Source organism: Nocardia fusca NBRC 14340 (assembly GCF_001618425.1).
GTDB classification, from domain to species: domain Bacteria; phylum Actinomycetota; class Actinomycetes; order Mycobacteriales; family Mycobacteriaceae; genus Nocardia; species Nocardia fusca.
In genome coordinates this window covers 121,861-139,881 of record NZ_BDCU01000031.1, presented here as the reverse complement: position 1 = coordinate 139,881, position 18,021 = coordinate 121,861, and the positions used below count along the sequence as shown (strand labels likewise).

Annotated in this window: 21 protein-coding genes and 1 riboswitch; of the genes, 13 read left to right on the top strand and 8 right to left on the bottom strand. The window is 66.3% G+C overall.

Features of this window, described 5'->3' with window-relative positions; translation table 11 throughout:
* Positions 1-201: 201 nt before the first annotated feature.
* From NF4_RS38690 to NF4_RS21050, 8 genes are all read left to right on the top strand, one after another.
* Positions 202-357, top strand: coding sequence for a hypothetical protein (locus NF4_RS38690; protein WP_198165395.1), 156 nt, complete (start codon positions 202-204; stop codon positions 355-357).
* Between the two features lie 140 nt (positions 358-497).
* On the top strand, positions 498-977 hold the full coding sequence (locus NF4_RS21080) for a hypothetical protein (RefSeq protein WP_063129204.1): 480 nt from the start codon (positions 498-500) through the stop codon (positions 975-977).
* A 116-nt stretch (positions 978-1,093) separates the two neighbouring features.
* Positions 1,094-1,867 (top strand): hypothetical protein, encoded by a 774-nt coding sequence (locus tag NF4_RS21075; RefSeq protein WP_063129083.1) that lies wholly within the window; start codon positions 1,094-1,096, stop codon positions 1,865-1,867.
* Positions 1,864-3,084 carry an adenosylhomocysteinase gene (locus NF4_RS21070; protein ID WP_063129082.1) on the top strand — a complete coding sequence of 407 codons (1,221 nt, stop codon included), beginning with the start codon at positions 1,864-1,866 and terminating at the stop codon, positions 3,082-3,084. Before NF4_RS21075 ends, NF4_RS21070 begins: the two co-directional genes overlap by 4 nt.
* On the top strand, positions 3,081-4,787 hold the full coding sequence (locus NF4_RS21065; protein WP_063129081.1) for an ABC transporter ATP-binding protein: 1,707 nt from the start codon (positions 3,081-3,083) through the stop codon (positions 4,785-4,787). Before NF4_RS21070 ends, NF4_RS21065 begins: the two co-directional genes overlap by 4 nt.
* Positions 4,774-5,334, top strand: coding sequence for an ECF transporter S component (locus tag NF4_RS21060; protein WP_198165394.1), 561 nt, complete (start codon positions 4,774-4,776; stop codon positions 5,332-5,334). The genes NF4_RS21065 and NF4_RS21060 overlap by 14 nt, the downstream gene beginning before the upstream one ends.
* Complete coding sequence (locus NF4_RS21055) at positions 5,334-6,149, top strand: energy-coupling factor transporter transmembrane component T family protein (RefSeq protein ID WP_063129079.1); 816 nt, start codon at positions 5,334-5,336, stop codon at positions 6,147-6,149. The genes NF4_RS21060 and NF4_RS21055 overlap by 1 nt, the downstream gene beginning before the upstream one ends.
* Before the next feature lie 95 nt (positions 6,150-6,244).
* Positions 6,245-7,525: an amidohydrolase family protein gene (locus NF4_RS21050; protein WP_198165393.1), complete on the top strand. Its 1,281-nt coding sequence runs from the start codon at positions 6,245-6,247 to the stop codon at positions 7,523-7,525.
* 186 nt (positions 7,526-7,711) lie between these two features.
* Here NF4_RS21050 and NF4_RS21045 read toward each other — a convergent pair whose 3' ends face one another.
* Both NF4_RS21045 and NF4_RS21035 read right to left on the bottom strand, forming a co-directional pair.
* Positions 7,712-8,764: an alpha/beta hydrolase gene (locus NF4_RS21045; RefSeq protein WP_063129078.1), complete on the bottom strand. Its 1,053-nt coding sequence runs from the start codon at positions 8,762-8,764 to the stop codon at positions 7,712-7,714.
* 301 nt (positions 8,765-9,065) lie between these two features.
* Complete coding sequence (locus NF4_RS21035) at positions 9,066-9,440, bottom strand: VOC family protein (RefSeq protein ID WP_063129076.1); 375 nt, start codon at positions 9,438-9,440, stop codon at positions 9,066-9,068.
* A 67-nt stretch (positions 9,441-9,507) separates the two neighbouring features.
* Here NF4_RS21035 and NF4_RS21030 point away from each other — a divergent pair, with 67 nt between their 5' ends.
* Positions 9,508-9,876, top strand: coding sequence for a winged helix-turn-helix transcriptional regulator (locus tag NF4_RS21030; protein ID WP_063129075.1), 369 nt, complete (start codon positions 9,508-9,510; stop codon positions 9,874-9,876).
* 266 nt (positions 9,877-10,142) lie between these two features.
* On the top strand, positions 10,143-10,724 hold the full coding sequence (locus NF4_RS21025; protein WP_063129074.1) for an Rv1733c family protein: 582 nt from the start codon (positions 10,143-10,145) through the stop codon (positions 10,722-10,724).
* Positions 10,725-10,830: 106 nt separating this feature from the next.
* Here the strand turns inward: NF4_RS21025 and NF4_RS21020 are convergent, their stop codons facing one another.
* From NF4_RS21020 to NF4_RS20995, 6 genes are all read right to left on the bottom strand, one after another.
* The gene (locus tag NF4_RS21020) at positions 10,831-11,085 is read right to left on the bottom strand and encodes a Fic family protein (protein WP_157120480.1); all 255 of its coding nucleotides are present in this window, start codon (positions 11,083-11,085) and stop codon (positions 10,831-10,833) included.
* 279 nt (positions 11,086-11,364) lie between these two features.
* Complete coding sequence (locus NF4_RS21015) at positions 11,365-12,126, bottom strand: ABC transporter permease (RefSeq protein WP_063129072.1); 762 nt, start codon at positions 12,124-12,126, stop codon at positions 11,365-11,367.
* Positions 12,127-12,135: 9 nt separating this feature from the next.
* Positions 12,136-12,945, bottom strand: coding sequence for an ABC transporter ATP-binding protein (locus tag NF4_RS21010; protein ID WP_063129071.1), 810 nt, complete (start codon positions 12,943-12,945; stop codon positions 12,136-12,138).
* 9 nt (positions 12,946-12,954) lie between these two features.
* Positions 12,955-13,314 (bottom strand): DUF1048 domain-containing protein, encoded by a 360-nt coding sequence (locus NF4_RS21005; protein ID WP_063129070.1) that lies wholly within the window; start codon positions 13,312-13,314, stop codon positions 12,955-12,957.
* Between the two features lie 2 nt (positions 13,315-13,316).
* Positions 13,317-13,649 carry a PadR family transcriptional regulator gene (locus tag NF4_RS21000; protein WP_063129069.1) on the bottom strand — a complete coding sequence of 111 codons (333 nt, stop codon included), beginning with the start codon at positions 13,647-13,649 and terminating at the stop codon, positions 13,317-13,319.
* A 503-nt stretch (positions 13,650-14,152) separates the two neighbouring features.
* Positions 14,153-14,437, bottom strand: coding sequence for a hypothetical protein (locus tag NF4_RS20995; RefSeq protein WP_063129068.1), 285 nt, complete (start codon positions 14,435-14,437; stop codon positions 14,153-14,155).
* 428 nt (positions 14,438-14,865) lie between these two features.
* A riboswitch (cobalamin riboswitch) is annotated at positions 14,866-15,077 on the top strand.
* Positions 15,078-15,243: 166 nt separating this feature from the next.
* Between NF4_RS20995 and NF4_RS20990 the strand changes: the two genes are divergently transcribed.
* Genes NF4_RS20990 through NF4_RS20980 form a run of 3 tightly spaced genes read left to right on the top strand, consistent with a single transcriptional unit; the run spans position 15,244 to position 18,020 of the window.
* Positions 15,244-16,239: a FecCD family ABC transporter permease gene (locus NF4_RS20990; protein ID WP_439956766.1), complete on the top strand. Its 996-nt coding sequence runs from the start codon at positions 15,244-15,246 to the stop codon at positions 16,237-16,239.
* Complete coding sequence (locus tag NF4_RS20985) at positions 16,239-17,009, top strand: ABC transporter ATP-binding protein (protein WP_063129066.1); 771 nt, start codon at positions 16,239-16,241, stop codon at positions 17,007-17,009. The genes NF4_RS20990 and NF4_RS20985 overlap by 1 nt, the downstream gene beginning before the upstream one ends.
* Positions 17,010-18,020: an ABC transporter substrate-binding protein gene (locus NF4_RS20980; protein ID WP_063129065.1), complete on the top strand. Its 1,011-nt coding sequence runs from the start codon at positions 17,010-17,012 to the stop codon at positions 18,018-18,020.
* The last annotated feature ends 1 nt before the right edge of the window (position 18,021 follow it).

The window sequence follows — 18,021 nt, the reverse complement described above, 5'->3', positions numbered from 1 at the left end:
GACGGGGGCGCGAGCGAAAGGTTCAGGTGGACAACCCTCTTGATGGTCTACGTAAGGCGCTACTCCAGCGAATGGTCGACGCCGCTCGAAGCATCGGAGCGGGCGCGAGCAAAGCGACAAAGGACACCAGTGGTAAAGTTCGCGGCGGGGTAAATCATATTGCCGACGATACGGACTCGAACGCCAGTAAGGGGATTTCACATGAGCGACCCGATTCCGGAACTGGATCGATCCGAGCGCGAGGAGTTCTGGAGAACCCTGGGCTGGAAACCGGATCTTCCGGAGCCGGAACGTCGGCTGATCGAGGAGCGCTGGACGGACGAGGCGATTCACATGGCGAAGTTCTACGGGTTCTGAATTTCGGCGACCGCGAGATCCGTCCCATTGCGGAACATACCCTCCCGGATGATTACGCCGCATTTCTTCGTGAACACGGCCGGAGCACGCCGAAGCTGTACGAATTGGATCCCGCCGACGCCGATTATTTCCGGAGTCAGATGCAAGCGCTGAAGGACGGCAGTCGCTATTCCGCCTCGGTCAATGTGCACAGCCTGGAGGAATACCGCGATATGCGGCTGTTCGTCACAGACGACGGGAAGGCCGGCGGCGCGCTGCGGGGTGACGAACTGTTGTCACTGTGGGCGCACAAGGACGGTGCACACCCACATGTTTCGAGCGCTCTGCTGGGCCTTCGCGTATCCCTGGGTGGACGGATCCTCAACTGCTTCGACACCGTACTACCCGACCTGTACTCCTTTTGTGGCTTCAAGCCGGTCGCACGCCTGCCATGGGACGACCGCTATGCGCCGGAGGGGTGGGATTACGACACCTACAGCCGCTACAACGGGGGGCGGCCCGACGTCGTCTTCATGACCTACGACCCCGATCGTCTCGGCTCGAGATACGAACCGGGCAGCGGAAGCATCGTCGAAAGCTACGACGACGGCGTCGAGGCCGCCCGCCGAGCATACGAATGACCGGCCGTACGTTTCCGGTCAACCTGAGCTTAACCATCGCGGTAGGTTTTCGCCGGGAGCTATAACGAACCCTTGTGCCAGGACACCGATTTCGTGCTCCAAGTCTCCACCGGGCAGTGACCCACCTCGCAGACCGCAAGGACCTCGCCGAACGTCTGCGATATCCGGTCGCCGCTGCCTCGATCGATGCCTCCACCGCGGCCTCGATCGAGGCGCTGTGGTCCCAACTGACGCACTCGGGTGCGCCGACCACACCCGGGCGTACGGAGGAGTTCCTCGTCGGGGACGAGATCTTCGCTGCCTCGGTGGTGCTCGGCCGGTTCGAGACGTGGGCGTGGGCCGATCTGATACTGAGCTCCCTGGCCCGGGAGACGAACCTGTTGCTGCCCGGTACCCGCATCCTGCTGCTGGGCACCGGCACTCGCGCCGACGCGCTGGCGAGTGCGGTCGCGCGCTTCGGCGGTCGGCTCGAAGTCGCTGCCCAGGACCCTGTCGGACTGATCGATATCGCGGGCCGCCACGGCGTTCCGGTATGGACCGTCACGGACGGGGAAATCGTCTCGAGCGGTATCGATATCGTCCTGGTCACCGGACGAAATCATCCCTCGTTGGTTCGTGAGGCGATCGCGCCTGCGCAACGACCGCTGGTGGCCATCGATGCCACTGCTCCCGGGTCGACGGGCGGGTTGACCACTGTCGGTGACACGGTGGGTACGGTCCGCGGCCTGACCGAGTTGTCCGGGGCGCGGCCCATCTTCGTGGTGCCGCGGCCATCGCCTGCCGCTCTGGGCAGTGTCGGCGGGGATATCAGGGCTCTGTACGCGGTATTACGGTCCGCCCTGGAGCCGAGCGATGCCGACGTCGCCTTGGCGGAGGTGTTGCTGGCATGAACTCGGCCGTACGGACGCCCGGTGCGTGGCGGCACGGGCAAGAGAAGATCGACTGGGCACGTCGGTTCATGCCGGTGACCGAAACTCTCGCCGGCGAACTCCTCCGCGCACGGACCCTCGCCGGGCTGCGGGTGGGATTGTCGCTGGTGCTGGAACCGAAAACCGCCAATCTGGCATTGCGGTTGGCCGAGGCCGGCGCCGATGTGTCGGTGGTGTGTCGCGCGGTGAACACTCGTGACGACGTGGCAGCCGCGCTGGACCGGGCGGGTATCGCCGTTTTCGCTCGTTCCGACGCGTCCGCCGCGACCGAGCAGCTGCTCCGGACCGAGTTCCTCGCGCGCCGCCAGCAGATACTCGTCGACGACGGCGCGCGCTCGATCCGCCTGGCTCATTCGGCATCCGCCGATGTCCTCGATGCTCTCCGTGGCGCGTCCGAAGAGACCACCAGTGGTCTGCGCCCATTGCGAGCGATGGCCGGAGCGGGACGGCTGCGGTTTCCGGTGGTCGCGGCCAATGACGCCCGCAGCAAGACCCTGTTCGACAACGATCACGGTACCGGGCAGTCGACAGTTCTCGCCGTCGCCGATCTCCTCGGCACGGTGCTGACCGGAAAGTCGGTCGTTGTCGCGGGTTACGGGTACGTGGGACGTGGCGTGGCGCGTTCGGCGCGCGCCCTCGGCGCGCGGATCACCGTGGCCGAAATCGACCCGATCCGGGCACTCGAGGCGCTGCATGCCGGCTATCGGGTCGCGCCGCTCGTGGAGGCCGCGGCCGCCGCCGACATACTGATCTCCGCGACCGGCTTCGCCCACACCGTGGATGTCGAGCACCTCTCGGCGCTGCCGGATGGCGCGGCTGTCGCGGTGGCCGGTGGTGTCGACCAGGAAATAGCCCTCGAGGCCGCGTTCGCGGCGGGGGCGTCGACGCGGCGCACCGCCGATCGCATCGATGAGATCGACCTGCCCAACGGACGAACCGTCCTCGTCCTCGACAACGGTGGTTGCATCAACTGCACGGCGGGAGAGGGCAATCCGATCGAGATCATGGATCTCTCGTTCGGTGTCCAGTTACTGGCGGTCGAATATCTCGCCCTCGAGGGCAGCGGACTCGCCGCCGAGGTCCATGCGCTCCCGGCCTCGGCCGATACCCGGGTGGCCCACGCCAAGCTCAGCAGTGCGGGGATCCGGATAGACAACACCGGGGAGGCGGTTCGATGAACCCGCTGATCGCGCTCGACGATGTCACCGTCACGTACTCCTCATCCGCGGTGCCCGCGCTGGACGGAGTGAGTTTCCGGATCGATCCGGGAGAGTTGGTCTTGATCACCGGCCCGTCCGGATGCGGTAAGAGCACCTTGATGCGTGTGATCAACGGTTTGGTACCCCATGCCTACAGCGCCGAGGTCACCGGCGCGGTCACCGTGGCCGGTACGCCCGCCTCGACGCTGAGCGTAGGGCAGATCTCCGAAACCGTGGGGACGTTGCTCCAGGATCCGGCGAAACAGGTCGTGGGTCACTCGGTGACCGCCGATATCGCTTTCGGGCCGGAAAACCGCCGGCTCGATCCGGGCGAGATCCGAGCGCGCGTACAACGGGTCGCAGAAACACTGGGGTTGCCCGCGGAGCTGCTCGCCGCGGGAACACACGAATTATCCGGCGGCCAACTGCAACTGGTCGCGTTCGCCGGCATCCTCGTACTGGAACCGCGCGTCATCATCGTCGACGAGCCGCTGGCCAATCTGGACCCCGACGCGGCAGTACAGGTCCTGCGTGCCCTGCGCGAGTATGTCGATCGCGGTGGCGCCGGTGTGGTGATCGAACATCGGGTGGACGAGGTTCTCCCCGTGGAACCGGATCGCGTCGTGTTTCTCGACCGCGGCCGGATCACCTACTCCGGTGATATCCCGGGATTCCTCCGAACAGCCGATCCCGAGGTGGTGCGGTTACCGTTCGACACCCTGGTCGCACGCGCCGACGCCCTCGGCCCCCAGCACCGGCCGGGCCGACGTCCCACCGGCGAGTCGCGCCTGCGATACACGAACGCCCGGTTGGGATACGGGGCCACCACTGTTCTCGACGCTGTCACCGCCGATCTGCTGGCGGGGGAACGTATCGCCGTCCTGGGGCACAACGGCGCGGGAAAATCGACGCTGCTGCGCGCCGCGGTGGGTCTGGTCGAGGTGTCGGCCGGTGCCGTCGAATTGGACGGCCGCCCCGTCGACAGCTACCCGGCAACACAGCTGGCCGCCGCGACCGGATACCTGTTCCAGAATCCGGCGCTGGCGTTCTTCGCCGCCACCGTCGCCGACGAACTGGCCTTCGGTCCACGCAACCTGGGTGTGGCGGCCGGCGAAATCGAGAAGATTTCGGGGCAGGTGCTGGAAATGGTCGGTCTGGCCGACGAGCCGGACATTCTGACCAGGCCTCCGCGCACACTGTCGTTCGGTCAGCAACGCAGACTCGCACTCGCCCTGGCACTGACCCTGCGTCCCCGCACCCTGATACTCGACGAACCCACCGCGGGGCAGGACCTGCGCTCGGCTGCCCGCTTTCTCGATGCCATTTCGACCCTGCCGAGCGTGGACAGCATCTATCTGATCACCCACGATGTAGACCTCGCCCTGTGGCGCTCGGACCGACTGCTCGTCGTCGCCGGCGGGCGGATCCTCGCCGACGGTACTCCGTACGAAATCGTCCACGACGCGTCGCTGTGGCACAGCGGTAGCCCCTCCACCGAGCGCGCGGTACTCCGCGAAACCGATTATGTCCGGGCCGCGCGTAGTTCTCGTTCGGCACCGGGTTCGATACCGCCACCGAACATTCTCGCCCGAGAACTCGGCTCGGCTCGTTCGGCAGAAGAAACCATTTCCGCGGGAAACTCCGCACAGACGAAGAGGAGCACAGCGCATGACCGCGGTTAGAGATGTGATCGGCCGACCCTGGCATGTCGATTCGCGAACCGTGGTGTTCGGAGCGGTCGGCGCGGCACTCTACGGTGCGCTCGGGATATTCAGCTTCATTCTGCCGGGCACGGCGAATGTCGCGATCCGCCCGGCGCTGGCTCTCGTGCCCTTCGTCGGTATCAGGTTCGGGCCGGTTGCCGGTTTCTTCACCGGTGTGGTGGGAACGGCGATCACCGATCAGATCCAAGGATTCGGTTTTCTGACCTTCTGGAACTGGAGCCTGGCCAACGGCCTGATAGGTGTGATCGCGAGCCTGCTCTCCCACTACCTTCCCAAGGTGAAGCGTAAATCGTTCCAGGCGGTTCGCCTGGCGGGACTGACCTTCGTCGCGGTAGCGGCCGGTCTGGCGTTCACCATCACCGAGGTCCTCCTCGGACATACTTTCGTCTACTGGTTCACCGGCGCCTATCTCCCGGCCGTCGCTACAACGGCCACGGTGTCCCTGCTCCTGGTGCCCGTGCTGGACCGGGCGTGGCAGCCGCTGGCGAACCGTGCGGGGCGATAGTGGAGGCTGCTCGTTATCTCGCCGGAGAATCGTTCCTCGGCCGCAGAGACCCGCGGGTCCTGATCGTCGTTCCCGCCCTGACCGTTGTCCTCGTCACACAGATCCGGGATTTCCGGCTCATGGCAGCGGCGGCGGTACTCGCCTTCGCCTTCTACGCGTCCGCCCGGATCCCGTTTCGTGCCGTCCGTTCCAATTGGTTCTTCGTCGGATTTTTTGTATTGATATTCGCGAGTATCAACGGCATCATCGTCGGCGCCAGAAAATATGGTGACACATCGATCGAGCTGTTCCAGATCCCGGTTATCGATGTGAGTATTTCGACGGCGTCCATCTCGTACACGCTCAATATGGCGACGCGCTTCCTGGCGATTGCGATGACCGGTTTCCCCCTGGCTTTCGCCGTACGGCCGGGAGACCTCTCGGTCGCTTTCGCCCGGTTGGGCGTCCCCGCCCGTTTCGCCTACGCCATCGACCTGACGTTCCGCTTTCTTCCGACCACGTCCGCCAATCTGCGGGAAACAATCGCCGCGCAGCGGTTACGCGGCTACGAACCCGCACCGACCCGCAATCCGGTCCGGCGGATCCGTCAACTCCAGCCGTTGATCGTTCCGGTGACCGTGGGTGCGTTCGTCGACGCCGAGGACGTCGCCGATGCGCTGGAGCTACGCGGCTTCGCCAACGGCCGGCGGACCTGGCTCCGGACCCTCCGGTTCGACACTGCCGACCGGACTGTTCTGGCAATATTCGTCGCCGTGGCGGCCGCCGCCACGGCGGCGAATATCAGCGGCGCCATGCCGGGGCTGTGGTTGTGGTGAAGCCGGCCGCAACGGGTGCCGCGGAAACGCGGATACATACCGCCCCGTGGGTTCTCGCCGGAAGCAATCTCGCATTCCGCCACGGGGCCGTTGCGGTGGCTCACGGGAATATCGTGCAGGTGGGCCGGTTCGACGATGTGCGCCGCGACCTGAGTGCCGGATGCACTGTCGTCGAATGGCCCGGCGCACTGATTCCGGGGCTCGTGAACGCCCATACCCACCTGCAGTACACCGATATGTCGGAGCTGGGCACTCGTTCCTACCCCAGTTTCGAGGCCTGGTCGACGGTTTTCGCCGCCGACTACGCGAACCGTCGTCAATGGCGGCAGTCCGCGGAGCGCGGCCTGGACGCGGTACTACGCGCCGGTACCACGGCCGTCAGCGATGTGGTCACCCACGTCGAAGCCCTCGATGTGCTCTGGACGGGCGGCCTGCACGGTATCGCCTTCTGGGAGGTGATCGGCATGCGCTACACCGACTGGACCGATCGCGGCCGACAACGAACGGTCGAGATTCTCGACAGCGCGGCCGCGAGCAGCTACGGCGCTGTCGGTCTGTCGCCGCACGCACCGTATTCGCTGGACGGCCGGGTACTCGCCGAGGTGAGTGCGCTGTCGCGCGCCCGGCGGCAGCGCAGTCATATCCATCTGGCCGAATCACGTGCCGAATACGAATACGTGGTCCGGGCGGCGGGGCCGTTGGCCGATTTCTGGCGCAACCGCGGATACGGCGATTTCTCGCTCCTCCGCCAGGGCGGCGCCGGAACGAGTCCGGTTGCCTACGCCGCGTCGGCCGGTGTTCTCGATTCGTGCACACATGTCGCGCACGGTGTCTATGTCGACGACGACGATCGCGAAATCTTGCGCAGGACAGGTACGGTCGTTGCCCTGTGTCCCCGCTCGAATGCCGTGCTCGGGCTGGACGAGGCCCCGGTGGCCGACTACCTCCGCGAGGGCAACCACATCGCGGTGGGTACGGATTCCCTGTCGTCCAGCCCCTCGCTGGATGTCCTGGCCGATACCGCGGAGTTGTACAGAATCGCCCGTCGCCAGGGCTACCACCAGCGTGATCTACATTGCCGGCTGTTCCACGCCGTGACCGCGGGTGGCGCCGAGGCCATGGGTCTGGCCGACCGTATCGGCAGTCTGGAGCCGGGACGGTCGGCCGATATGGCGGTGATCGACGTCAACGCGTCACGAGCGCACGACATATGTGCCGCAATCGTCGAGGGCGGCGGCGGTATGACCGAGGCGACGATAGTGGCCGGCGAAGTACGCTTCCGGCGTGCGCGGCGGCGAACCGCTACAGCGACGGCCGGCGGTGCCGGCCCGCCGGGTTCGCTGCCCGCGGCTGCCCATACCGATCGCGCCGGCTGACGCAGTACGCCGGTGCAGCGGTCCGCAAGCGCGCTATTCGCTACCCTTCGTGGGAAGGACATATCTGCGCACCGTGATCCGATTGCCACGCTCGCCCTCGTATGTGACCCGAGGTAGAAGTGGGGCTGCTCCGGCGGTGCGTGCGGCCCGGCCTCACTGCATGGCGCGGGCCGTACAGCACGTCTCCTATTCAGGTATCCCGAGTCCCTCGGCGAGGAGCGGCCAGGACCTGTAGAACGCGTCACGCCAGTAACCCCAGGAGTGCGTGCCCGACGGCGCGTAGTCGAAGGTGGCCGGGATCCGGAGCTGCGCGAGCCGGTCCTGGAGGTTGCGGGTGCACCAACCGGTGGCGGCCTCGATGACGCCGCCGACCAGGAGCTGATTGGCCAGGCCTTGCGGTCCCGGCAGCGCGTAGTCGCCGTCGACGGTGTCCCACTGCCCGGGCAGTCCGTTGCCGGTCGAAACGAACAACCTGGTACCGCGCAGGGCCTCGGCGTTCACCACCGGATCGTTGGCGACCCATGCCGGATCGTCGTCTTCGCCGTACATGTTGCGGACATCGCCGCCACCGTAGAGTTCGACGACGAGTTTGGTGAACTGCCGCCCGATGGGGTCCGCGATCTGGGCGCAGCCGCTGTACCCGGCGACGCTCCGGTAGAAGCCGGGGGCGGCCTCGGCCATCTGCAGAATCGCGGTGGCGGTCATCGAGTTCGCGGCGATGGCATTGACCCCGTTGGCGCCCAGTGCTCCGTCGACCAGCGGCGGCAGCTCGTCGAGGAAGAAGGTGCGCCATTTGTTGCGACCGAGCACTGGATCATCGTGCTTCCAGTCGGTGTAGTAGGCGAACGCGCCACCGACCGGCATCACGACATTGACATCCTTGGTGGCCAGGAAATCGCCGACATCGGTATTGGCCCACCAGGTCGCCGCGTCGGTACCCCCGCCGGCCCCGTTCACGAGGTAGAGCACCGGCCGGGGTTGTGAGGCGTCGCGGGGCCGCTGCACCCGAACGGTGATGTTCTCGTCCATCGCCGCGGAGTGGACCAGGATGGTCAGGCTGCGGCCGTCGACTCGACTGGCGACGATTCGCGAGCCGTTCGGAGAGACCGGATCGGCGAGCAACTTCTTGGTGTCGACGATCGGATCGCCACTGTCGGCCGAGCCGTTCCCGGCGCCGAACACCGTGACAGATGCGGCGAACATCGCAGCGGCAACAGCGACCAGCAGTGCGGGCCTCATTCGTCGGCGTATCACATCGAACCCCAGGTCTCGACTCACGACAGACAGTGCGTCGGCCGGGAATGGAAATCTACCCGATGCCGCTGTTGGGCAACCATTCCCGGCCGGGGATCGGGCCCGACGAGGCGGCGAGTCGTCCGCGTACCTGTTCGCCGCGTGGACCGAATCCGTCGCGACCGAACGGGTTCCGAGAAACCCTGCCGTCGGTGACGAGTGCACTCCGCGGCACGGCACCGGAACCCCCGGCCCCGCGACCGCTCGGCACATGCGAATCGAGCACGGCCGGGGCGACCCTCCGGCGTCAACCGAGCACGCGGGCCCGTATCTCCGACGACCATTCGACGTACTCGACGTCGGTACCGTCGGGATGACGAAGATAGGCGAACCGGCCGGTTTCGCTCGGGAACGGACCACCGGTCACGACGGCCGCCGCGGCCGTGAGTCGAGCGATCAACCCGTCGAGGTCGTCGACGATCACCGGCCCGACAGTCGAGCGATACCGGTCGATATGTTCGGGTGGGCCGGCGATGAGCAGGAAATCGCCGACCGCCGCGAGCTCCGCCTGCTCGAACCCGAAGCGCAGATCCGCCGGGGCGCCGACAATTCCCTCGTAGAACGGCAGCGCGGTATCGAGGTCGGCGACGAACAAGCGGGCGTAGGTCTTCAGGATCTGCATGGTCGTGACGCTACGGTGAGACGACCGGCGGCAGCAGTACGCACTCGAAGGTGAGCGGTGGTTCCCGATGCTCGGCGATGACGACGAAGAACAGCGCGCCCGCGCGATCGCGCAGCGGGTGTTCGCCGTGGTATCGACGAAATGGGGCCTGCGTGTGCTGGAGGAGATCGGAGCCGGCCACCACCGGTTCCGGGAGCTGCACCGCGCGGTGGACGGCATCAGCTACAAGATGCTCACCCGGACGCTGCGGGAACTCGAGCACCACGGTCTGATCTCCCGCTACGACCACGGCACCGCCAATCCTCGCGTCGACTACTCCCTCACCGCGGCCGGAACGAGGCTGGTCACCACCGTCCACGCGCTGTGCGATTGGTCGCGCGCTCACCTCGACCGGCTGCTCGAGGCACCCGCGCACCGAGGCGAACCGTTCGCATGACGCCGCCCATGTGAAGCCGGTGCGACAGCACGTCACCCGGGCCACGGCCACGCCCTGCCGGACTCCCGGCCGAACGATCATGCGGGTATCGACGGACGCGCGGCTCGGTGCGACTCCGAGCGCGGCATTCGCCCGCAGGCGATTCGGTTCGTGGCGAGCGGCGATCCATGAGACGTATCACAGGCGCCCGGCACCGGCATTCCGGGCACAGCCTGAGATGATCGAAGGAAACGATACCGACCCGATTCCTCTCCCGGACAGAACAAATGATCTCCCCACCGACCGGATACCCCACCGCCGCGACACGGCTGTGGAACCTGCGTCCATGGCGCGACAGTCCGCTGCTACGCCGCGAGGATCGGCTCCTCGCCTGGCTCGTATGCGGCGTGCTGCTCGTCGCCGCGGCGGCGATCCCGATAGCGGCAGCGGTCGGGATCCATACCCATCGAGTGCTGAGCGGGGCCGCTGCCGAAGCGGCCGCCGAACGGCACCGCGTGCCCGCCACGCTCCGGGACTCCGCGCCCACCCCCAACGAATACGATCTCTACCCGACGACCCCGGCGACATGGTTCGCCGCCGGCGCCCAGCACACGGGCAATGTGTACGCCCCGGCCGGATATCGCCGCGGTGAGGTCGTCGATATCTGGGTGGAGCGGGACGGCACGCACACCACGGCCCCTCCGACCGGTTCCTCGGTTCTGTTCGACGCGGCTCTCGTCGGATTGTTCACCTGGAGTGCGCCTGTCCTGCTCTGCTGCCTTCCGACAGCGATAACCGCTCACCGCCTCCGAATGCGCCGAATGGAGCAGTGGGATATCGAGTGGGCTCGACTCCACGCCGGGTTCTGAGCTCCCCGCCTACACCGCCGTGCTCCCTGGTATCGCCCGACTCGGGCAGCGCCGGGGCCGTCCGCACTCACTTCGACACAGAACCCGGCCGTCGCCGGGTGCGCCGTTACGACTCCCGGCGCACCGCGTAGCGCACGGCCGGCCGCCCGGCACCACTGCCGACGGTGCCGACCGGCGGCGCCAGACCCAACCGTTCGAGATGCTTCAATGTCCGGCTCGCCGAACGTCGTTCGATACCCGGCGCGGCGGCGATATCCGCCGCGGTGACCTCGCCACCGGAGTGGGCAGCGACCGCGGCCGCGAGTTCTGCCAGTGTCGCCCGAGACAGGCCGGCCCGGTGGGCAGCGACGTGCGGGCTCACCGGCTCCTCGGCCAGGTCGTACACCGACCGGACACAGGTGATGGCGACCGCAGCTCGCCGACGCCCTCACCGCGATGGGCGCGGGGATCATGGCACAGCGAGGCGGCCACTGAGCGACGCGCACGGCCCGGCGAGTAGCTACTCGCCGGGCCGTGCTTCGGACCGGGCCGGTGTTCCGCCCTGAGCGATGGATCGGGCGCGGACCCGATCACGCTCGGCCGCGGAACGGGTGATCTCTCAACGCTGCGCGGCCGCACGGACGATCTCGGCCGCCGCGGCTCAGGAGATCTTGCGGCGGTAGGTGTTCATGGCGAAGAGATAGGCGACGACCAGGATGCCGACGCACCATCCGAGGGCGATCCAGATGTCGTTGCCGACCGGCTGCTCGGAGAACAGGGCGCGGATGGCATCGATGATGGAGGTCACCGGCTGGTTCTCGGCGAAGGCGCGAAGCGGGCCCGGCATGGTGTCGGTGGGCACGAACGCCGAGCTGATGAACGGCAGGAAGATCAGCGGGTAGGAGAACGCGCTCGCACCGTCCGGGGTCTTCGCGGAGAGGCCGGGGATGACCGCGATCCAGGTCAGCGCCAGAGTGAACAGGACCAGTATCCCGGCCACCGAGAGCCACGACAGCACTCCCGCGCCGGAGCGGAAACCCATGAGCAGAGCGACGAGCACGACGACCACGACAGAGATCAGATTGGCGACCAGCGAGGTCAGTACATGCGCCCACAGCACCGACGACCGCGCGATCGGCATCGACTGGAATCGCTCGAAGATCCCACTCTTCATATCGAGAAACAGCCGGAACGCGGTGTAGGAGATACCCGATGCGATTGTGATGAGCAGGATGCCGGGTAGCAGATACTGGACATACGAATCCGACCCCGCGTCGATCGCGCCGCCGAAGACATAGACGAACAGCAGCATGAATGCGATCGGCATGATCGTGGTCGTGATGATGGTGTCCACGCTACGCGTGATATGACGCAGGGATCGTCCCAGCAGCAGGGTGGTGTCGGCGAAGAAATGCGTAGTCATCGTAATTCCTTATTTCGTCCGAACCGCGCCGCGGTCATTGCGGGGGGTACCCTCGTCGTCATCGCCTCCGACGAGAGCGAAAAAGATGTCCTCGAGGCTCGGCTGCTTCTCGACATATTCGACTCGGGCAGGTGGGAGTAGCTGTTTGAGCTCGGCGAGGGTCCCGTTGACGATGATCCGGCCGCGGTGCAGGATTGCGATCCGGTCGGCGAGTTGTTCGGCCTCGTCCAGGTATTGCGTGGTGAGCAGCACCGTCGTGCCCTGCTCGGCGAGTTCCTTCACCGCGTCCCACACCTCGACACGCGCCTGAGGGTCGAGCCCGGTCGTGGGCTCGTCGAGGAAGATCACCGGCGGGTTCCCGATGAGGCTCATGGCGATATCGAGGCGACGGCGCATACCACCGGAGTACGTCGACACCTTCCGCGTGGCCGCGTCGGTCAGTGAGAAACGCTCGAGCAGGTCGTCGGCGATGGTGTCCGCGTTCTTCAGGTGCCGCAATTTGGCGATCAACACGAGATTTTCCCGGGCGCTGAGGATTTCGTCGACGGCGGCGAACTGCCCGGTGAGACTGATGGACTCCCGCACGTTGCCCGGTTGCGTAGCGACGTCGAAGCCGTTGACGCCGGCTGTTCCCGCGTCGGCCGCGAGCAGGGTGGACAAGATCCGCACGATCGTCGTCTTGCCGGCGCCGTTCGAACCGAGCAGTGCGAAGATGCTGCCCCGTTCGACGTCGAAGTCCACGCCGCGCAGCACCTCCACCTTGTTGTAGGACTTCTCCAGACCCTGCACGCGGATCGCCGGAGCTTGCTGTGTCGTCATCGAAAGTCCCTACTTTCCTTCTGCGGCGGCGCGCTCGATAGCGCTGTTCAGCCGAGCCCGTTCCCGATTGAGCCAGGATTCCTCCTGGTAGTTCCGCGCGAAGGTCTCGATGAACCCCACCGGGTCGCCTCCGACGACTTCGCGGATAGGGATTTCATCGGCCGCGCTCTGCTCGAACAGATCGATGAGGTCGTCGAACATCGCCACGCCGCCGCCTCCCGTTCCGCCGTACATCAGGTACCGCTCGAAAGCCTCCACCGCGGTGCGATAATTCGGTGGCAGCTGTTTGGACCGCGTTTTGTACTGCCGCCACCGCTTCTTGTCGCCCAGGTCGCCGATCACCTTCGAGGCGAGATCCGATATGTCCATGGCTATTTACCTCCCTGTACACGGAGCTGTTCGATACGTTCAGCGAGGAAGCTCCAGGTCCTCCAGAACTCGTCGAGATATTCCTGTCCTGCGGCGTTGAGGGAATACACCTTGCGCGGGGGTCCCTTCTCCGAAGGAACCTTTTCCACGTCCACGAATCCGCGCTTCTCGATCCTGACGAGCAGGGCGTAGACGGTTCCCTCGGCGATATCGGAGAAACCCTGCTCCCGCAGCCATGCGGTGATCTCGTAGCCGTACGCGGGACGGCCGAGCAGAATCGCCAGCACGATGCCCTCCAGCGTTCCCTTGAGCATCTCCGTCTCCTGTTTGCCCATGAACACCCTTTCAGCTATTCAGTGTCACTTACTACCACTAGATAGTAACACTAAGTAGTACTTCTGCAAGTTCCCTCGGCCACCCCACGCGACCGCGGGCCGAACCGGCCGAGAGATGGACATGCCCGTGCCGGTCGGCGCAACCCGAGCGATCGACTCCGGCACGACTACAGGCTCATCATAAGTAGATGTATACGTACACGCCCGAAACTGAATATACGTATAGCTGCACGTATACGCAAGCCCCAGGTGACAAAGCGTTTCGATGCCTCGTCCGCAGCAGGTCGCGCGACGCCCGGCTCGTCGCGACTGCGCCCGGGCACCTGGGCACACTCGCCGACCATGGCCGGACGAGCGAGCGCACCACCGGTCGATGTCAGCACTTGCACCAGGACGGCGCGCACGGATTTTCGCGCCTTCGATGGCTTGTGCACACCGAGAACGCGGCCGTGGCTGCCCCTGCTCCGAGATAGCCAGCTGCGGCGCCGTCCGGCCAGAGGCGTCTACGCGGCCCCGCTTGTCGCCGCGTAGACCAGCAACGTCATCATCAGCGCGACGACTCCCAGCACCCCGCCTATGAGGGCATCCGTCCGATTGGTCGCGATACCACGATCGACGCGATCCCAGCCGATGAAACCCGCGATCACAGCCGCCAACCCGGCCGGTGCCGTGAAAATTTCGCTCGCGAAAGGAATGAATGCGAACGCGACCGCGAAGATACCGAGCAGCAGAGCCGCCAACCCGGCACCGTTACGGGCGGGCGGGGTGTCGTCCGGATCCGGTGCCATATCGGCGAGCCTAGACCGGATCCGTTCATCGATCCCGGCTCCTATTTCTGCACAGGAGCGGCGGTTACGCTCGATCGGCCGGGAGTCGATTTATAGAAAAGGACGCGTGGTCTTCGGTTCGAGGTGGGCGATGACGGATGGGTGAGGCGGGACCAACCCTGGCGGAGGCCGGATTTCGGGCCGGTAGACCGCCTCTGACACGTAGGTTCGCGGATCGCATCGCACGACAGGCGCTGGGATCGTGGCGCCCATGACCCCTGCTGCCGATAGTCCGCCGTCGTACGTCCGTATACGAGAAGACGTCGACGAAACCCGCGCGCTGCGCCCACACACAACAGGCACTCGGCCGGAAGCCCGAACATCCGGTCTCCTGGCCGAGCCGGCGAGCATCCGGCCCCTGATCGGATTTCGGATGCCCGCCGCCGATGCTACTGTGACCGGGCGCTGGTTACCGTTTGTCCACAACAGGCGGTTCGTAAGAGGGAATCCGGTGGGAATCCGGAGCTGCCCCGCAGCGGTAAGTGGAAACGACCGCGGTCATCAGCACTGGGCTCGCAGCCCGGGAAGCGACCGTCAGTAGGTGACGTCGTCCGGCGTCGTGTCCACGAGTCCGAAGACCTGCCCGCGTGACCGAGCCGCCGGCGCGGTCTCCTGTCGACTCCGAGGGAGCGGTTGACGAGATATGGGTCATGTGGTGTTCGCTTGCCTACGCACAGTCGATCCGGGCAGGTGCGCGTAGAGCCGGACCGATGAGAACTGTCGGCGGGCGGCGGCTACCCGTCACCGCGCTGGTCAGCGCTCTTATCATGGCGCTGACGGTGGTATCGGTACTCGCTCTGGCGCTGGGTGCGGCTCATATCCCCTGGCGCGACACGGTGTGGTTCCTGTGGGCCGAGCTGACCGGGGACACGGTGGTCGCCGCGGAGGTCGCCAACTATCGGATCGTCGTCGAGTCACGCCTACCGCGCGTGCTTCTCGCGGCCCTCGTCGGGGCCGGACTGGGCGGGGCCGGACTGGCGGTCCAGGCGATGGTCCGCAATGCACTCGCCGACCCATACGTCCTGGGTATCTCCTCGGGTGCGTCGGTAGGCGCCACTGCGGTCGTCCTCTTCGGGGTCTTCGGTGCGCTCGGTATCTACGCCCTCTCGACGGCGGCCTTCACCGGGGCACTGGCCGCCACCCTGCTCGTCTATCTCATGGCGCGCTCGGCCGCCGGGCTGGTACCGCTGCGGCTGGTGCTGACCGGTACCGCCGTCGGCTACGGCTTCTCGGCGGCGACAACGGTGCTGGTGTTCCTGGCCCCGCACGGGGACGCCGCCCGTTCGGTGATGTTCTGGCTGCTCGGAAGTCTGGCCGGCGCGACCTGGCAGATGGTTCCCCTGGTCGCCGCCGTGGCCGCGCTCGGGCTGACGGTGATCGCCGCTTATGCGCGACACCTCGACGCGCTGGCGATGGGCGACGAGGTCGGTGCCGCACTCGGGTTGAACGCGTCCCGGTTCCGGCTGCTCATGTTCGTGGTGTCCGCCGCGATGACAGGCTGTTTCGTCGCGGTCTGCGGTGCGATCGGCTTCGTCGGCCTCGTGGTTCCGCACGTCGCCCGATTGCTGGTGGGGGCCGGCCACCGGCGACTCACCGTTGTGACACCACTACTGGGCGCGGTGTTCCTGGTAACCGCGGACCTGGTGGCGCGAACCCTCATACCGCCGCAGGAGCTGCCACTGGGCGCGATCACCGCAGCGGTGGGAGTCCCGGTATTCATCCTGTTGATGCGCCGCCGCGGCGCCCTGATGGAACGTGCCTGATGCGCGTCGACTACCAGGACGTCACAGTCGAGTTCGACGGCACGGCGGTTGTCCGGACGGTGACCCTGGCCGCCGGACCGGGCGAATTCATCGGCATCGTGGGGCCGAACGGCAGCGGGAAATCCACCCTGCTGCGGTGTCTGTACCGCGCGCTGTCGCCGGTGGCCGGGCGCGTCCTGGTCGACGGACGGGATGTATCCGCGATCAGCATGCGGGAGAATGCACGTCAGGTCGCGGCGCTGACCCAGGATTCGAGCACTCCGTTCGATTTCACCGCCGCCGAGGTCGTCGCCACCGGACGCCTGCCGTATACCGCACTGCTACGCGGCACACATCGGCGTGACCGGGAGATCTGCTCGGCGGCGATGGCATCGGCCGATATCGGCCATCTCGCCACGCGCGGTTTCCTCTCGCTGTCCGGCGGGGAACGCCAGCGCGTCCTGATCGCACGAGCCCTGGCCCAGCAACCGCGGGTGCTCGTCCTGGACGAACCGACCAACCACCTCGACGTCCACCACCAGTACAGCGTTCTGTCCGCAGCCCGGGGGCTGGGTATCACGGTGATCGCGGCGCTGCACGACCTCAATCTGGCCGCCCAGCACTGTGACCGGATCTTCGTCCTCCACGCGGGCCGGCTCGTGTGTTCGGGCGATCCGCACGAGGTGATCACCACCGAGGTGATCACTCGCTGGTTTTCGATCGGCGGCCATATCGTCCCGCACCCCCGGCTGGGCGTCCCGCAGATCATCTTCGACGAGAAGGAACAGTAGATGAGATCATTCCGGCCGCTCTCTGCGATCGCTCTCGCCTGCGTGGTGCTCGCGACCGCGTGCGGCGCCGAAATCCAGGAGGCTTCGAAGAACGCGGCCGGAGGGTCCGTGACGGTCACCAATTGCGGCGCACCGCTCACCGTCGACGGCGTACCGGAGCGGGTGGTCACCAACGACACCGGCATCACCGAGATGATGCTGGCCCTCGGCCTGACCGATCGACTGGTGGGTTACACCAGCTACCCCGGCAAGGAACGCGATATCGCCACGTCACCGTGGCGAGCCGAGTTCGAGCGCGTACCGCCGCTGGGTGATGCCTTCACCCGCGAAGTCGTCCAGGCGGCCGCCCCCGATTTCGTCTTCGCCGGCTGGAACTACGGGTTCAAGGAATCCACCGGCCTGACCCCGGACTGGGTGCGCTCGATCGGGGCGGTGCCGTACCAGTTGACCGAGGCATGCCGGCAGCCGGGCACCACGCGCCGGGGAGTGATGGAACCGCTGGACGCCCTCTACGCCGACCTCCTCAACCTCGGCGAGATCTTCGATGTGCGTGAGAAGGCCGACCAACTCGTCGCGCAGTACCGCGCCCAGGTCGCGGAAGCGGCGGGTGGTGCCCCGGCCGGAAAAGATCCGGCCCGGGTGTTCCTGTTCGACAGCGCGACACCGGAACCGTTCACCTCGGGCCGCACCGCGGCACCGTCGCAGATCATTCGGAAAGCAGGCGGTAGGAATATCTTCGATGACCTGAACGACTCGTGGACCACGACCTCTTGGGAGGCGGCGGCACAGCGGGATCCGCAGGCGATCGTGGTCGTCGACTACGGTGCGGGACCGCAGAACTCGGTACAGGCCAAGATCGATCAACTGCGCGCCCAGCCGCTGATGGCCGGCACCACAGCCGTTCGCGAGGACAACATCATCGCCCTGCCCTACGCCGCGCTCGTCGAAAGCCCGCGCAACCCCCGAGCGGTGGTCACCGTCGCCGGCTTCCTCCGTTCCAAGGGCTACTGAC

Coding starts and splice junctions, on each gene's coding strand:
- NF4_RS21000 (WP_063129069.1), bottom strand. CDS start 13,649: ATGGGCAAACAGGAGACGGAGATGCTCAAGGGAACGCTGGAGGGCATC.
- NF4_RS20990 (WP_439956766.1), top strand. CDS start 15,244: ATGGCGCTGACGGTGGTATCGGTACTCGCTCTGGCGCTGGGTGCGGCT.
- NF4_RS21025 (WP_063129074.1), top strand. CDS start 10,143: ATGATCTCCCCACCGACCGGATACCCCACCGCCGCGACACGGCTGTGG.
- NF4_RS21080 (WP_063129204.1), top strand. CDS start 498: ATGCAAGCGCTGAAGGACGGCAGTCGCTATTCCGCCTCGGTCAATGTG.
- NF4_RS21045 (WP_063129078.1), bottom strand. CDS start 8,764: ATGAGGCCCGCACTGCTGGTCGCTGTTGCCGCTGCGATGTTCGCCGCA.
- NF4_RS21070 (WP_063129082.1), top strand. CDS start 1,864: ATGAACTCGGCCGTACGGACGCCCGGTGCGTGGCGGCACGGGCAAGAG.
- NF4_RS21065 (WP_063129081.1), top strand. CDS start 3,081: ATGAACCCGCTGATCGCGCTCGACGATGTCACCGTCACGTACTCCTCA.
- NF4_RS21015 (WP_063129072.1), bottom strand. CDS start 12,126: ATGACTACGCATTTCTTCGCCGACACCACCCTGCTGCTGGGACGATCC.
- NF4_RS21005 (WP_063129070.1), bottom strand. CDS start 13,314: ATGGACATATCGGATCTCGCCTCGAAGGTGATCGGCGACCTGGGCGAC.
- NF4_RS20980 (WP_063129065.1), top strand. CDS start 17,010: ATGAGATCATTCCGGCCGCTCTCTGCGATCGCTCTCGCCTGCGTGGTG.
- NF4_RS21010 (WP_063129071.1), bottom strand. CDS start 12,945: ATGACGACACAGCAAGCTCCGGCGATCCGCGTGCAGGGTCTGGAGAAG.
- NF4_RS21060 (WP_198165394.1), top strand. CDS start 4,774: ATGACCGCGGTTAGAGATGTGATCGGCCGACCCTGGCATGTCGATTCG.
- NF4_RS21030 (WP_063129075.1), top strand. CDS start 9,508: ATGCTCGGCGATGACGACGAAGAACAGCGCGCCCGCGCGATCGCGCAG.
- NF4_RS20995 (WP_063129068.1), bottom strand. CDS start 14,437: ATGGCACCGGATCCGGACGACACCCCGCCCGCCCGTAACGGTGCCGGG.
- NF4_RS21035 (WP_063129076.1), bottom strand. CDS start 9,440: ATGCAGATCCTGAAGACCTACGCCCGCTTGTTCGTCGCCGACCTCGAT.
- NF4_RS20985 (WP_063129066.1), top strand. CDS start 16,239: ATGCGCGTCGACTACCAGGACGTCACAGTCGAGTTCGACGGCACGGCG.
- NF4_RS38690 (WP_198165395.1), top strand. CDS start 202: ATGAGCGACCCGATTCCGGAACTGGATCGATCCGAGCGCGAGGAGTTC.